At 32.6% G+C, this 15,411-nt stretch carries 17 protein-coding genes; 11 read left to right on the top strand and 6 right to left on the bottom strand.

What is annotated here, in order from left to right:
- Positions 1-93 precede the first annotated feature (93 nt).
- Positions 94-864 (top strand): GEVED domain-containing protein, encoded by a 771-nt coding sequence (locus tag AC2A1C_RS04070; protein WP_484023699.1) that lies wholly within the window; start codon positions 94-96, stop codon positions 862-864.
- Positions 865-959: 95 nt separating this feature from the next.
- On the opposite strand, the gene AC2A1C_RS04065 is transcribed toward AC2A1C_RS04070, so the two are convergent.
- Positions 960-2,582 carry an ABC-F family ATP-binding cassette domain-containing protein gene (locus AC2A1C_RS04065; RefSeq protein WP_484023698.1) on the bottom strand — a complete coding sequence of 541 codons (1,623 nt, stop codon included), beginning with the start codon at positions 2,580-2,582 and terminating at the stop codon, positions 960-962.
- A 184-nt stretch (positions 2,583-2,766) separates the two neighbouring features.
- Here AC2A1C_RS04065 and smpB point away from each other — a divergent pair, with 184 nt between their 5' ends.
- The 3 genes from smpB to AC2A1C_RS04050 all read left to right on the top strand — a co-directional run bounded on the left by smpB (position 2,767) and on the right by AC2A1C_RS04050 (position 5,619).
- Positions 2,767-3,225, top strand: coding sequence for an SsrA-binding protein SmpB (smpB, locus tag AC2A1C_RS04060; protein ID WP_484023696.1), 459 nt, complete (start codon positions 2,767-2,769; stop codon positions 3,223-3,225).
- 77 nt (positions 3,226-3,302) lie between these two features.
- Entirely contained in the window at positions 3,303-4,787 is a 1,485-nt protein-coding gene (locus AC2A1C_RS04055) for an OmpA family protein (protein ID WP_484023694.1), read from the top strand.
- Between the two features lie 91 nt (positions 4,788-4,878).
- A complete protein-coding gene (locus AC2A1C_RS04050) occupies positions 4,879-5,619 on the top strand; it encodes a YebC/PmpR family DNA-binding transcriptional regulator (RefSeq protein WP_484023693.1) in 741 nt (246 codons plus the stop codon).
- 43 nt (positions 5,620-5,662) lie between these two features.
- Here AC2A1C_RS04050 and AC2A1C_RS04045 read toward each other — a convergent pair whose 3' ends face one another.
- Together AC2A1C_RS04045 and AC2A1C_RS04040 are read right to left on the bottom strand one after the other, a co-directional pair.
- Positions 5,663-5,950, bottom strand: coding sequence for a GNAT family N-acetyltransferase (locus AC2A1C_RS04045; RefSeq protein ID WP_484023692.1), 288 nt, complete (start codon positions 5,948-5,950; stop codon positions 5,663-5,665).
- A gap of 28 nt (positions 5,951-5,978) precedes the next feature.
- The gene (locus AC2A1C_RS04040; RefSeq protein WP_484023690.1) at positions 5,979-6,731 is read right to left on the bottom strand and encodes an RDD family protein; all 753 of its coding nucleotides are present in this window, start codon (positions 6,729-6,731) and stop codon (positions 5,979-5,981) included.
- Positions 6,732-6,756: 25 nt separating this feature from the next.
- Between AC2A1C_RS04040 and AC2A1C_RS04035 the strand changes: the two genes are divergently transcribed.
- The 7 genes from AC2A1C_RS04035 to AC2A1C_RS04005 all read left to right on the top strand — a co-directional run bounded on the left by AC2A1C_RS04035 (position 6,757) and on the right by AC2A1C_RS04005 (position 13,494).
- Positions 6,757-7,728: a stage II sporulation protein M gene (locus AC2A1C_RS04035; RefSeq protein WP_484023688.1), complete on the top strand. Its 972-nt coding sequence runs from the start codon at positions 6,757-6,759 to the stop codon at positions 7,726-7,728.
- The gene (locus AC2A1C_RS04030; protein ID WP_484023686.1) at positions 7,725-8,696 is read left to right on the top strand and encodes a DUF4013 domain-containing protein; all 972 of its coding nucleotides are present in this window, start codon (positions 7,725-7,727) and stop codon (positions 8,694-8,696) included. Before AC2A1C_RS04035 ends, AC2A1C_RS04030 begins: the two co-directional genes overlap by 4 nt.
- Entirely contained in the window at positions 8,686-9,483 is a 798-nt protein-coding gene (locus AC2A1C_RS04025; protein WP_484023685.1) for a DUF4129 domain-containing protein, read from the top strand. Before AC2A1C_RS04030 ends, AC2A1C_RS04025 begins: the two co-directional genes overlap by 11 nt.
- A gap of 6 nt (positions 9,484-9,489) precedes the next feature.
- A complete protein-coding gene (locus tag AC2A1C_RS04020; RefSeq protein ID WP_484023683.1) occupies positions 9,490-10,650 on the top strand; it encodes a DUF4350 domain-containing protein in 1,161 nt (386 codons plus the stop codon).
- A 66-nt stretch (positions 10,651-10,716) separates the two neighbouring features.
- The gene (locus AC2A1C_RS04015) at positions 10,717-11,724 is read left to right on the top strand and encodes an AAA family ATPase (protein ID WP_484023681.1); all 1,008 of its coding nucleotides are present in this window, start codon (positions 10,717-10,719) and stop codon (positions 11,722-11,724) included.
- 63 nt (positions 11,725-11,787) lie between these two features.
- Complete coding sequence (locus tag AC2A1C_RS04010; protein WP_484023679.1) at positions 11,788-12,141, top strand: four helix bundle protein; 354 nt, start codon at positions 11,788-11,790, stop codon at positions 12,139-12,141.
- A gap of 30 nt (positions 12,142-12,171) precedes the next feature.
- Positions 12,172-13,494, top strand: a complete 1,323-nt coding sequence (locus AC2A1C_RS04005) for a DUF58 domain-containing protein (protein WP_484023677.1) — start codon at positions 12,172-12,174, stop codon at positions 13,492-13,494.
- Between the two features lie 84 nt (positions 13,495-13,578).
- Here AC2A1C_RS04005 and yajC read toward each other — a convergent pair whose 3' ends face one another.
- The 3 genes from yajC to AC2A1C_RS03990 are packed head-to-tail and all read right to left on the bottom strand — an operon-like array spanning position 13,579 to position 15,379.
- Complete coding sequence (gene yajC / locus AC2A1C_RS04000; RefSeq protein WP_484023675.1) at positions 13,579-13,920, bottom strand: preprotein translocase subunit YajC; 342 nt, start codon at positions 13,918-13,920, stop codon at positions 13,579-13,581.
- 12 nt (positions 13,921-13,932) lie between these two features.
- Positions 13,933-14,427, bottom strand: a complete 495-nt coding sequence (locus AC2A1C_RS03995) for a DUF1573 domain-containing protein (protein WP_484023673.1) — start codon at positions 14,425-14,427, stop codon at positions 13,933-13,935.
- A gap of 43 nt (positions 14,428-14,470) precedes the next feature.
- Positions 14,471-15,379, bottom strand: coding sequence for a transcription antitermination protein NusB (locus AC2A1C_RS03990; protein WP_484023672.1), 909 nt, complete (start codon positions 15,377-15,379; stop codon positions 14,471-14,473).
- Positions 15,380-15,411: the final 32 nt, after the last annotated feature.

Below are 15,411 nucleotides of genomic sequence, written 5' to 3'. Positions count from 1 at the left end.
ACAAATTCTAATTAAAAACCACCGAATTCTAAATGTCTATTAGCAGTAATATTTAATTACCATAATTTTACTTAAAACAAAAATACACTGATTATGAAAATTAAATTATTTCCTATGAGCCTTTTCATGGCTTTATGTACTTTTCAATTTATAAGTGCTCAAATTAATTATTGCATACCTAATATGGATGCTCTTGAAGAGAAGATACAACACGTGAAATTTACTAATATTGATAATCCAAATACTGGAGAAAATGGATATCAAAATTTTTCAAATATTATCGGAAATGTAACTAAAGGAAAATCTTATACTTTCGAAATGGAGGTTTTATGGCCTGTTGGATTATACGAAGAAGCAATAGGAGTATATATTGACTGGAATAACGATGGCAATTTTGAAAATGATGATATTGCTTTTTCCAATTTTTTAAGTTATGAATCTATCAACAATACTATTATCGGCACTATTACTATTCCTACAAACATAAATACTGGAAATGTAAGAATGAGAATAGTTTTTGAAAATAGGAATACAACAACTCCTTGTAATACTTCTTTACTTTATGGACAAGTGGAAGACTATACTCTTAATATTTCTGAAGCTAATATTTTGTCTACTTCCAATACTGAACGTGAAAAACTCACATTATATCCAAATCCTGTAAAAGATATTATTAATATCCAGACAAAAACGTCAGGAGAATTTTCTTATAGAATAATCAATACAGCCGGACAAATAGCCTCAACAGGAAAATCCAATAATAAAAAAATAAATGCCCAAAACCTACAAAATGGAGTTTATATCATAGAGTTATCCGATGAAAAAGGAAAAATAGTGGATAAACAAAAATTTATTAAGAAATAATGCATAGAAGATTTCTGATTTAGTTGATTATAACCTTAGGTTAAAAAAACAGAACCGGCCAATGTTGGCCGGTTCCGTTTTTTTTTTAATAACTATTAAGAGTACATTTTCTCTTTCAGCTCTTTAATTTTTTTATCTTCAAGATATTCATCATACGTCATATCTCTATCAATAACACCGTTTGGAGTAAGCTCGATTACACGATTACAAACAGTTTGTAATAACTCGTGGTCATGAGAAGCTAAAAGAATATTTCCTTTAAAATTGGAAAGAGAGTTGTTTAAAGTAGTGATACTTTCCAGATCTAAGTGGTTAGTTGGTTCATCCAACAAAAGTACATTGGCTTTCTGAAGCATCATTCTGCTAAACATGCAACGCATTTTTTCACCTCCGGAAAGTACTTTACAAGATTTCAACGCTTCATCCCCTGAAAATAACATTCTTCCTAAAAATCCTCTCATAAATTCTTCATGTCTTTCCTCATCATTTTTTGTAAACTGTCTTAGCCAGTCTACAAGATTTACATCTTCCTGAAAAAACTTGGTATTGTCAAGTGGCATGTGAGATTGTGTAGTAGTTACTCCCCAATTGTACTCGCCTTTGTCTTGTTTTACATTTCCGGCAATTATTTCAAAAAATTCAGTAATTGCCAATGAATTTTTAGAGATGATAGCTACCTTGTCGCCTTTCTTTAATTTAAAATCAATATTGCTGAAAAGAACTTCTCCATCCTTAGATTTTTCCAAATCCTTTACTTCAAGAATCTGATCACCGGCTTCACGTTCCATTTCAAAAATGATAGCAGGATAGCGTCTGGATGTAGGTTTGATATCTTCAATGTTTAATTTATCAAGCATTTTCTTTCTGGCAGTTGCCTGTTTTGCTTTTGCCACATTGGAACTGAAGCGAGCAATAAATTCTTGAAGTTCCTTCTTTTTTTCTTCCGCCTTTTTATTGGCTTGTGCTCTTTGTCTTGTTGCCAATTGTGAAGCCTGATACCAGAAAGAGTAATTTCCGGTATAAAGGTTTAATTTAGCATAATCCAAATCGCAAATATGCGTGCAGACAGCATCAAGGAAGTGACGGTCGTGAGAAACCACAATTACCGTGTTTTCGTACTCAGCAAGAAAATCTTCCAGCCAAGAAATGGTATCAATATCCAAATCATTGGTAGGCTCATCCAGAATCAAAACATCCGGATTTCCAAATAACGCTTGTGCAAGAAGAACTTTTACTTTGTCTTTATTCTCCAGTTCACTCATCATTTGCCAGTGCATATCTTCTTTGATCCCGACATTGGAAAGCATAGTTTGCGCATCGGATTCTGAATTCCATCCTCCCATTTCATCATAGATTACACCCAGTTCTCCAGCCTTAATTCCATCTTCGTCAGAGAAATCCGGCTTTGCATAGAGTGCATCCATTTCTTCTTTTATTTCAAATAATTTTTTGTTTCCTCTTAGTACAGTTTCAAGAACGGTGTAGTTATCGTATGCAAAATGGTCTTGCTCCAAAACCGACATTCTTTTTCCGGGTTCAAGCGAAACATTTCCTGTTGTAGGGACTTGTTTCCCAGTAAGAATTTTGAGAAATGTAGATTTTCCCGCTCCGTTTGCACCGATCACACCATAACAATTTCCTTTGGTAAACATCATATTCACCTCATCAAAAAGTACTCTTTTCCCGAATTGTAAAGATAAATTGGATACTGTTAGCATATAGTTTGTAAATTTGGCGCAAAATTACAAAAAGAAATTGGGTTTACAGAATGAAACTTAATATTATTGGCTTATAATTTAGTTTGATTTTAAATAACTTTTATGTTGAAAAAATTTTAAAATTATATCCTGAAATTGTATAAATTTAAAATTATTAAGATTTAGACATTTGCAAAAAGAAGCTATGAAAATTGAAAAAACGGTAAATATCTTAAATAAAAGAGCAAGATTTGAATATGAATTGCTTGAGGAAATTGAAGTGGGAATTGTACTTACCGGTACCGAAATAAAATCTTTGCGCTCGTCCAAAGCCTCTATTACTGATGCGTTTTGTCAAATTATTGAAGGTGAGCTTTATATTATCAATATGTTGATAGATGAGTACAAGTTGGGAACTTTCTATAATCATAAGACAAAAAGAGAAAGAAAACTTCTTCTTCATAAAAGAGAATTGCAAAAATTTGAAAGGAAATTGAAGGATGCTGGTAATACCATAGTTCCATTAAAGTTATATATAAATGATAGGGGAAAAGCTAAACTGTTAATTTCATTGGCAAGAGGGAAAAAACTTTATGATAAAAGAGAAACCATAAAGGAAAGAGAAAATAAAAGGAATCTTGATAGGATATTGAAGAAAAGTTAAAAAAACCTTAAAAAACTTTGTATATAAAGAAAAATTATATTTATTTTGCATTATCAATTATTTAATCATTTAATTCTATGAAAAATCTAAAATTAGGAATTTCAGCTTTGGCACTTACAATTGCCTCAACTGTATTCGCTCAAACTACTACCAACAAATGGGTGATTGGTGTAGGTGCTCATGCGGTGAATCATGTTGCAGCTGGAGGTGGTATGAACAAATTTTTTGATAACTTAACTGGAGATCAACTGTGGAATATCAATAACTTTACTATTACTCCACCTTTATCTAAATTAACAGTTGCAAGAAATTTGAATAAGTATTTAGTACTTGACTGGCAAACTTCCGTAGGGAATGTAGATAATAAGAGAATTGGCATGGGGAAAGAATTTTTCCTAATGACAGGTCTTGGTCTTCAATTCAAGTTTAACGGACTTTGGAATGAAGAATCTTGGTTTGATCCTTATTTAAGAGTTGGTGGTAACTATCTAAGACATGACTATACAGGTGTTACTTTCCCACTTAAAGATGTAAACGGAAATACTTACCCTGGATATTCAGATGGTGAAGCAGGTACTCAGAGAAAAGCTGATCACATTACTGTTAATGGTGGTTTAGGTTCGAATTTCTGGATTACTAAAAACTTTGGTCTTGGTGTTCAAGGAGATTACGTTACCACTCCAGTAGATAAATCTGATATTGCTAATTTCTGGCAGGCTTCTGCTTCCTTATTATTCAGATTTGGAAACACAGATAGAGATAAAGATGGTATTTCTGACAAAGACGATGCTTGTCCTGATACACCAGGTTTAGCAGAATTCCAAGGATGTCCTGATACTGATGGCGATGGTATCGCTGACAAAGACGATCAATGTCCAGATGTAGCAGGTCCAAAAGAAAACAACGGTTGTCCTTGGCCAGATACAGATGGTGATGGTGTTCTTGATAAAGATGATGCTTGTCCAGATGTAGCAGGTCCAGCTGAAAACAAAGGTTGTCCTTGGCCAGATACAGACGGAGATGGAATCCTTGACAAAGATGATGCTTGTCCTACAGTTCCAGGTCTTGCTCAATATAACGGATGTCCTAAACCAGATACTGTAATTGAACAAGAAGCTACTGGCGCTCTTCAAGGTATTTTATTTGATTACAATAAAGCTACCATCAGACCAGAATCTAATTCTAAATTAGATCAGGCAGCTACTATCATTAAAGAGTCAAAATCTGGAAGATTCCTAGTTACAGGTCATACAGATAAAAAAGGATCTGATACTTACAATTTAAAACTTTCTAGAGAAAGAGCTGCTTCTGTAGTTGCTGCTTTGGAATCTAGAGGAGTTAATCCTGATCAATTGAAATCAAGTGGTGTTGGTGAAGCTGAGGCTAAAGTAGATGAGAAAGCTACTGATTCAGAAAGAATGGTGGACAGAAAAGTTGTAGTTAAAGCTATTGATGCTGCTGCTTGGGACGCTATTCAAAAGTCAGACCTTCCAGTTGTACAAAAGAAAACTGTTGTTAAGAAAACAACTAAAAAGAAGGCAACTTCTAAAAAGAAAAAATAATACATTTTTCTAAATATATAAAACGTCCTCACCAGAGGACGTTTTTTTATTCTTATAAATTCATTATTTTTGTAACCAAATTTTAAAATTCATGGGACGCGCATTTGAATATAGAAAAGCATCAAAAATGGCTCGTTGGGATAAAATGGCCAAAACGTTTTCTAAAATAGGAAAGGACATTGCAATTGCAGTTAAAGCAGGAGGTTCTGATCCTGAATCTAATCCAGCATTAAGACGTTGCATCCAAAATGCAAAAGGTGCAAATATGCCGAAAGATAATGTAGAAAGAGCTATTAAAAAGGCTTCCGGAGCTGATGCTGAAAGTTATGATGAAATTACTTATGAAGGATACGGACAAGGCGGTGTCGCTTTTTTTGTGGAGTGTACCACTAATAACCCAACTAGAACTGTAGCAAATGTAAGAGCTGTTTTCAATAAATTTGATGGAAATTTAGGAAAAAATGGTGAGCTTGCTTTTATCTTTGACAGAAAAGGAATTTTTACTATTGATAGATCCCTGATAAAAATGGATTGGGATGATTTCGAAATGGAAATGATAGATGGCGGTGCAGAAGAAATTGATCAGGATGAAGAAGAAGTAATGATTACAACCGCTTTTGAAGATTTTGGATCTTTATCTCATAAATTAGATGAATTAAGCATAGAAGTTAAAAGTGCAGAACTTCAAAGGATTCCTAATTTGACGAAAGAAGTGAATGAAGAGCAATTCAAAGCAAATATGAAAATGCTGGAACGTTTTGATGATGATGATGATGTACAAAACGTTTATCACAATATGGAAATGACAGATGCTCTTTTAGAAATTCTGTAAAAAAAATAAAAAAAATCCGAAACCTCATTTTGGTTTCGGATTTTTATTTTAGAAATATATCTTCTATATCATCCATGCGCATCATTACAGATCGGGCATAAGAGCAATGAGGATAAACTTTCAAGGTGTTTTCTTTTGCAAATTTTATGATTTCTTCTACAAGATATTTTCCCATTCCTCTTCCTTCAAATTTTGGGTGGACTAATACAAAGGAAATAATTAGCCTATTGTCCTCAGGAAAAATAGTGTAAGTAAGTCTTCCTATTTCTTCTGTCTCATTTTGAAGAGACAAAAATCCTCCATTTCCTGATCTATTATTCTCAAATCGCATTTCAAAAAAATTTATCTAAAATACAAAATTAATTTTCTTTTCCTGTGTAATAATTATAATCTTTAATAATGGTATTGATAAACTGTCTTTGCGTAAATTGCCTATCATCATATTCCATTTTGAGTATCTCTTTGATTTTTTCGGTCAATCTTTGGATAATTACTCTATCGTCTATCCGAACTGCTTTTTGAAAATTCTCCTTAATAATTCTTATATCATTATCCGAAAAGGCAATAACCTGCGGAAAAGTTGGAATGTAATCCTCTTTCAGATTTTCCAGAATAGTGTGAGAAATATTGACTTTATTTTTCAACGAAATTACAGCAGTACCGGATGCAATTTCTCCTAATCTCTGATTGTTTTTCGAAATAATAATAGATAAAACAGCAGGAATACCCATAGTCATAAAAATTTCTACAATACGGAAAATCCATCGTATCAGATAGTCGCCAAAGCCTGCCTGATAGCCGTCAATTTTTACTACTTTTATTTTTAGAATTTTTTTTCCGAAAGTTTGCCCTTCCATTAGGCTTTCTGTAAGCAATGCGTAGAAACTTACCGGCAAAAAAATAATAGTAAGAATGGCAATAACAGACCAGTCATCTAATTTTGAAAAATATATATCCACATTCAGGACGTATGTTAAAAGTAGTGAAATAAGTATTCCATAAGCAATCATAACCAGAATGTCTAAGAAGAAAGCAACAATTCTTTCTCCGACACTTGCCAAAGTGAACGTAATATTTACATTTTGTGAGGTTGTGATATCTATCTGAGACATATTTTTTATTATTTTAGCATCAATTATGAGAGAGGTTGCATTTATAAAGCAAAATAAAGAAAAATGGTTGGGAATTGAGCAGGTTATTGACGGAAAGGTAAAAAAAAATCCGGATGATCTTTCCTCAATGTATATCAATCTAGTAAATGACCTTTCTTTTTCACAAACCTACTATCCGAAAAGTAAAACTACTGTTTATCTTAATTACCTTTCAGCTAGAATTTTCCAAAGAATATATAAAACCAAACGTGCAGAGCAAAACAGACTTGTCTATTTTTTTAAAACTGAAGTACCATTATTAGTCTATCAGTATCATCGCTATCTGTTTTATGCTTTCGGATTTTTCATATTGTTTTCTATGATCGGATTTATTTCTAGCTATTATGATAAAGATTTTGTAAAAATCATCTTGGGAGAAGAGTATGTGAACATGACCATCGAAAACATTAAAAAAGGAAATGCAGTAGGTGTCTACCAAGAAGGTTCTAATTGGGGAAGTGCTATTGGGATCATTTTTAATAACTTAAAAGTAGGAGCTACTCTTTTTACTATGGGAGTTTTTGCGGGAGTTGGTACTTTGATTTCGCTGATGTATAATAGTATTATGTTGGGAGCTTTTCAATATTTTTTTGCTCAATATGGAGCTTTGAAAGATTCTGCAAGAGGAATTTGGCTGCATGGTACTTTTGAGATTTTCAGTATGGTAGTAGAAGCTATGGCAGGTCTTATTTTAGGTGCTTCAATTCTGTTTCCAAGAACTTTTTCGCGTTATAATTCTTTTAAGATAGGATTCAAGGATGCTTTCAAAATTTTCCTGAGTACAGTTCCTTTTACTATTATTGCAGGAATTATTGAAGGTTATGTTACGCGTTATGCATTGAAAATGCCCGAATTTCTAAATCTGGTAATTATCTTCGGATGTCTTTTCATTATTAGTACTTATTATTTCGTTTATCCCTATATTGTTTATAAAAAAATAAATACCAACATAAAATGATGCAATTTTACAAAAAAAGAGACTTTGGAACTTTGGTAGGAGATACCTTCCAATTTTTTAAACTGTATGGTAAGAATTATTTTAAAAATTATTTTCTTATCAATGGTCTCTTACTGATAACTCTTGTGGTTTTTTTTGTACTTGGATACCGAGAGTTTTTCACACAGCTTTTCAGTGGAAATATAGATGGAAATTCACATTATTTCGAGCAATATTTTGAAGACAACATCGGTATGCTGATTTTCCTTGTGATTGTCTTTTTTGTATTGAGTATGGCTTTTTCCATCATAGCGTACTGCTTTCCGGTATTTTATTTGAAAAGAGTAAGTGAAAATGAAACTTCAAACATAAAAACCGATGAAATCTTAGGCGATATAAAGAATAATTTTGGAAGAATTATCATTTTGATGTTAGGTTTACTTTTTATAGTGACGCCAGCTTTTCTTGTATTGCTAAGTATCAGTTATGTATTGGTTCTTATTATAATAGGAATTTTCATTTTGCTTTTCCTTATTCCTTCTTTTTCCAATATGGTGAATTTCTTATTGTATGATTTTCTTCAGACCAGAAAAGGTTTTTTTGAATCTCTAAGCTATTCGGTGAGAGCCCAATTTTCTTACAAAAATCAAAACGAAAAATCACCATTCTGGAAATATTGGGGAGCAACCATTGTTATTTATTTTATTATACAGACTGTTACCAGTATATTTTCTATGGTACCGATGTTTATATATTTTGGTGCTTTATTCACCACTCCTTCTTCAGGTGGCGGATTTGAAGAAAATCCGTATGAAGGACCAATGGGATTTGCATTTTTTTTAATTTATGGAGTTTCTATTTTGGTTTCATTTATATTGATGAATGTTCTTTTGGTAGCTTCCGGATTGATGTATTATGACAACAGGACAGATCTACATCAGCAAATGGAAATTTTGGAGATTGATTCTATAGGCACTAATGAAGTATAAATTCTATTTTTTTCTACTGTTTTTTTTATATTCTTTTGCTTTTGCACAAGAAGAGCAAATTCCTATTCCTAATGCTATAGAATTGGATACGCTAAACGAAAATGAAAATGAGGAAGATTATCTAAAGGTAGATTCTGTATTACGCTATTCGCCTGAAACATCCAACACTGTTTATCCAAAAGAATTCGCGCCAAAATTTCGTGACAAATACAAAGGTGAAGAATTTAATTACACAACGGTGAAACCGAAAGAGCCGTTAATAGAGAAAATCAAAAGAAGAATCCGAAAAATTGTTGAATCTATTTTCGGAGAAATGGATCCTTTGAAGGCATCATCCATTACCGAAACCATCATCAGGTTTTTGGCAATCATTATCATTGGTTTTATTCTTTATTTTATAATACGATACATAATCGGAAAAGATGGGAATTTTTTCTTCAGCAAAAAAAATAAAAAAGTAGATATACAAACCGGAGATTTGCATGAAAATATCCATGAGATCAATTTTCCGGAAAGTATTCTTCAGTTTGAAAATCAGAAAGATTTTCGCTCAGCTATTCGTTATCATTTTCTTTATATTTTGAAAAAACTTTCAGATAAAAAACAGATCGACTGGAATCCCGAAAAAACCAATCGAGACTATCTCCACGAACTGAAAAACGAAAAATCTAAAGCAAAATACAGACAACTTGCCTATATCTTTGATAATGTTTGGTATGGAGAATTTGAAATCAATGAATTTGAATATCAAAATTTTAAAAACAAGTTTCAAAATTCTGAATTGTAAAAACTCATGAACAAAACTTTCAAACTTTATGGGATTATTTTCATCGTAATTATGGCGGTGTTGGCAATTTTGGAATTTTCTAAAAATGAGGTGACGGATTGGCGAAAGAATTTTGACCTTAATGAAAAATCTCCTTTCGGAATGTATGTCTTTGATCAGGAATCAAAAACGCTTTTCGGAAATGCAATACAAAAAATCAACGAATCTCCTTACAATTATTATGATGCCAATAAAACGAAGCAGCCTCATAATCTTTTATTTATTCTGAAAGAAATAGATAATGAATCTCTTAATAAAGTATTGGATCAGGTTTCTAAAGGTTCGGATGCTTTTATGATTTCGGATTATCTAGACCAAAAAATTCTGGATACGTTGAAAATATCTGCAATTGATGAGGTAAATTACGAAGAAACCAATACTTTAAAATTTACAGATTCCAAATTTAGAAATGATTCTCTTCATTTGGACAAACTTCCGGGAAGATATGGATTTAAATACATTCATAAGGATTCCGAAATTCTCGGAACTGTAGAAAGTACGGGTGAAAAAGGAGCAAATTTTATTAAAATTAAATTCGGAAAAGGAAATATTTATGTTCATACAGAACCTCTTTTCCTTACCAATTATTATCTTTTGAAACCCGGTAATGAAAAATACATTCAAGATGTTTTTTCCTATCTTCCGAAAAGAGAAACCATTTGGTTTAGAGATTATAGCATTTTCCAGTCTCAATCGGTGATGCGTTTTATTTTGTCTAAACCTGCATTGAAATATGCTTGGTGGTTACTTTTGGGAGGACTTTTACTTTTTGTACTCTTCAATGCAAAACGAAAGCAAAGAATTGTCCCGATTATTGAACCACTAAAGAATAAATCGGTAGAATTTGTGAAAAGTATCGGAAACCTCTATTTGCAGGAAGGAGATTTCCACGATATGATGGCGAAAAAAGCCCAGTATTTTCTCCATAAAGTTAGGATTGATCTTTTGATGGACACTCAAAAATTGGATGAAGATTTTGCAAAAAAACTTCACTTGAAAACCGGAAAAAATTTAGATAAAATAAATGAAGCCATTACATTGATGAAAAAAGGAATGGATCCTTATTCCAGTGTAATGCGCGAAGATCTGATAAGGATGAATACACTTTTAGACGAAATTTTAAAATAATATAACAATTTGAAAATGTAGCAGTTTGCTAATTGCCACATTTATATATAGGTAAATTACATTACTATGGAAAACTTTGAAAATCCAAATTACGAAAACCAAACCCCACAATTTCAATCCAGAATTGATATGGGAGAAATGCGTCAAAATCTAGATAAAGTAAAAGCTGAGATTGCAAAAGTAATTGTAGGTCAGGAAAAAATGGTAGAACATCTTTTGGCTGCACTTCTTTCTAACGGGCACGTTCTTATTGAAGGAGTTCCCGGAGTTGCTAAAACGATTACGGCAAAATTATTGGCAAAAACAATTGATGTCGGATTCAGCAGAATTCAGTTTACACCGGATCTAATGCCTTCAGATATTTTGGGAACTTCGGTTTTCAATGTGAAAAATTCTGAATTTGAATTCAAGAGAGGGCCGGTTTTTTCCAATTTTATTTTGATTGATGAGATCAATCGTTCTCCTGCGAAAACACAGGCTGCGCTTTTCGAAGTAATGGAGGAGCGACAAATTACAATGGATGGAAATCGCTACGAAATGCAAGAGCCATTTCTTGTTGTTGCTACCCAAAACCCAATTGAACATGAAGGAACATATCGTCTTCCGGAAGCTCAATTGGATCGTTTTCTTTTCAAAATAGAAGTGGGCTATCCAAATCTAGAGCAGGAAGTGCAAATCATCAAAAATCAGCACGAAAACAGAACGGAGGATAAAACGGAAGTGGTAAAAGCTGTGATTTCCGGAAGTCAGTTAAAAAGCTACCAAAAAGTAGTAAAAGAAATCATTCTGGAACCGAATCTTTTGGAATACATCGCAAAAATTATTGTGAACACAAGAGAAAACCAATTTTTATATTTGGGAGCTTCTCCAAGAGCAAGTTTAGCTTTACTCACTGCTTCTAAAGCATTTGCCGCAATCCGAGGAAGAGATTTTGTAACTCCGGAAGATATTAAAGAAGCAAGCTTTGCAGTTTTGAGACATAGAGTAGTCGTTTCTCCGGAACGCGAAATGGAAGGTTTAACAGCTGATGAAATTATTCGCCAGATTTTAGAAAGTATTGAAATCCCGAGATAGAAATAAATAATAGTTGATAGTTGGCAGCTATCAGATAATCAGTAGTTTAGAAGTGTATTTAGTATGGGGAATTTTAAAGATTTGATGGTTTGGCAAAAAGCAATTCATTTTGTTAGTGAAATTTATATGGCTACAGAAAATTTCCCGCAGAAAGAAACTTTTGGTCTTGTTTCGCAATTAAGACGAGCTTCGGTTTCTGTACCATCAAATATTGCAGAAGGCAGTTCCCGAAGAGGTACACCAGATAACTTACAGTTTTTAAGAATAGCAAGAGGAAGCTGTGCGGAAATTGAAACTCAGTTAATCATTTCTAAAAATTTAAATTTTATTGAGGCTGAAAAATATGATTCATTGATTAATCAAATTTTGGAAATTTCAAAAATGCTCAACGGACTTATCAATTCTCTCAAAATCTGATAACTAATACCTATTATCTGCTATCTGAAAATGAAAAATCTTTACATCAATAATCGTTTTTTTTACCTGCTTTTTGTAGTAGGTATTCTGTATATTTTATCTTTCTTTTTTTCAGGATTGATGATAGTTGCGCATGGTTTTTTGATATTAGCTATAATTGCTTTTATAGTGGATTATCTTTTATTATTTAATCAAAGAAATGCAATTCAGGCTCAGAGAATTCTTCCGGAAAAATTATCTAACGGAGACGAAAATTCTGTAAAAATTGATATTCGGAACAATTATTTTTTCAAGATCAAAGTGAAAACTATTGATGAAATTCCGTTTCAGTTCCAAAAAAGAGATTTCTCTATAGAAAAAGAAATTTCTTCCGGAAAAAACGTTTATTTCCAGTATATTCTTGAACCGAAAGAACGTGGAGAATATAGTTTTGGAAACCTGAATATTTTTGTTTCTTCTCCGCTTGGTTTGGTTTCAAAAAGATTTATGTTTCAGAAAGATGCAATGTTGCCCAGCTATCCTTCTTTTATCCATTTAAGAAAATATGAGTTGATGGCTCTTCAGAATGAACTTCTTTTGGGTGGAATCAAAAAAATACGCAAACTCGGTCACACTATGGAGTTTGAGCAAATCCGGGAATATGTTCAGGGTGATGATATCAGAACCATTAACTGGAGAGCGACCTCCAAATACACTAAACTAATGGTAAACCAATATCAGGATGAAAAATCTCAGAGGATTTTTATGCTGATTGATAAAGGAAGAACCATGCAAATGCCTTTTGGTGGATTAAGTCTTTTGGATTATTCTATTAATGCGACAATGGCACTTTCGCATATTATTCTTAAAAAAGGAGACCGAGCCGGAATGATGACGTTTTCCAAAAAAATGGAAAATAAAATCGCTGCGGATAATAAATCGGGACAATTGAAGAAAATTTCGGAGGCTTTATATAATATACAAACCAATTTTTTTGAAAGCGATTTCAATCGTTTGTATCAGGACGTGAAATTTAGTATTAATCAACGAAGCCTAATCCTGCTTTTTACCAATTTTGAAACCTTGGATGCGGTAAACCGACAAATGAAATATCTTCGCGGAATTGCTAAAAATCATTTATTGGTCGTGGTTTTCTTTAAAAATGCAGAATTGCAGAGTCTTATTCATAGCAATCCCGAAAATATGCAAGATGTGTATGACGAAATTATTGCTGAAAAATTTGAATTTGAAAAGAAGCTGATTATTCAGGAGCTTCGTAAGTACGGAATTTATACTGTTTACACTTTGCCGGAAAATCTCAATATTGATGTTATTAATAAGTATCTTGAAATAAAAGCAAGAGGAATTTTGTAAGTTTTAAATTTACAATTCTATTGGTATACCTAAAAAGATTCCGGCGCCTTCGGCGCCGGAATCTTTTTAGGTATAGCTGGAAAATTATTTCTTCTCTTCCGGTTTTTGTTCCGCTTTCTGTTCCGGAAATCTTGCTGCTGTAAACTCTCTAGAAATAGCTGCTTTTTCAAATTTTAGCTTTCCTGAAAGCGTTTCTATTATTATTCCGTCTTCTAATATTTGGGCAATTCTTCCATGTAAACCGGAAGTGGTTACCACTCTGCTTCCCACTTTCAAAGATTCCTGAAAAGATTTTTCCTGCTTTTGTTTTCTCATCTGTGGACGAATCATAAGAAAATAAAATGCAACGAACATCAATGCCATCATTATTAGCGTTGGTGTCATAGAACCTTGTTGTCCTGCTGCTTGTAAGAATATTGTTATCATTTTGTATAAATTTTATTTAACTACATTTCCGGTAAATGAAATAGTAATAGGAGTTTTTTCTACATTAGCATATACATCGGCTTGCTTATGGATTTGTCCGTCAAAATTTGAGGAATCAAATTTTAAAACAACTCTTCCTTTTTCACCTGGCATAATAGGATCGTGAGTATAATCTGGAGCTGTACATCCACATCCTGGTTTTACCATAGAAATAACTAAAGGGTTTTTCCCGGTATTTGTTACTTCATATACATGTTCTACAGTTTCGCCTTTTTTAATATCTCCAAAATCGAATACATTTTCTGAAAGAGCAAGAGTAGTAAGCGGTTTGGATTGAGCATCTTTAATAAATTTTTCATTTGCTTGCCCCGGATTTGGGGCAGAAAAAGATGCATTATTTTCACTTTGTGGTTTCAGTTGATCTGCGGCTTCGTTTTTTTTGCAGGACTGTAGACCGATTGTTAAGAAAGCAAACGCTAAAGAAGGAATTAAACTTTTATAAATCATTTTTTTGCTTTTTTGGTTATTATAGATCAGTGATTTTTTATTTTTAATTAATACGATTGATATCTTTTGAATATTTATCTAGAATTCCGTTTACAAAAATATTGGATTTTTCGGTTCCGAACACTTTAGAGATTTCTACATATTCATTAATAATGATTCTGGAAGCAGTAAAAGGAAAACTGTCCAATTCAGAAATAGAGGCTACTAAAATAATTTTATCAATCAGTGACACTCTTTCCAATTCCCAGTTTTGGAGACGTTCTTCAATCTTTTTTTCATTATCTTCCCAATGGTTAAGAGTTTCCCTTAAAAGTTTTTTTGCAAATTCCCGATCATCTTCATCTTTAATCATTTTTATTAAAGTATTGGAAATTTCGTTTTCTCTCATAAAACCAATGGTTTTTTGTACCATAGAATTGGCAATATGAAAATCATCGGCCCAGCTTATTTCTTTATCTTCGAAATGATCATGAAAATCTTCATTTTCTGCAATATATCGTAAATAAAGTTTTCCAATAAATTTCTGATCTTCTTCAAAAGAATAGTCTTTTTCCTGCATAAAATCCTGATATCTTTTGCCGGAAACCATTCTCTGGAAGGTTTTTACAAGAAGATCATCATGAAGATCCCAATTTAGCTCCTTATGTTTTGCTGTATAGGAAATCCTTTCCTCATTTTCTTCGATTTTTTTCAGTATCTGATTGTTGATGAATTTTTGGTTAGGATTAATATCCTTTTCGGTTTTGATAAATTTATTCTTTCCGATTTCAATTTGCTGTTCGGCAAGATCTTTCAGAGCTACTAAGAAATTAAGCTGGTAGATGTAGAGATTATAAATTTTGTCAATTTCCGTAAACATGTTTTTTTCTAAAACATCATATTTGATCGGATTCTGATAGTACGAATAAAGGCTTTCTATTACTTTTTCACGGATTTGTCTTCTTCCTAACATTCAAAGAGCTTTTTATTGGCTGCAAAGATAGC

The sequence above is a fragment of the Chryseobacterium sp. HNCC26DJ241 genome (genome assembly GCF_057180505.1).
The sequence above is the reverse complement of the archived record's forward strand: the minus strand, read 5'-3'. Positions and strand labels throughout refer to the sequence as shown.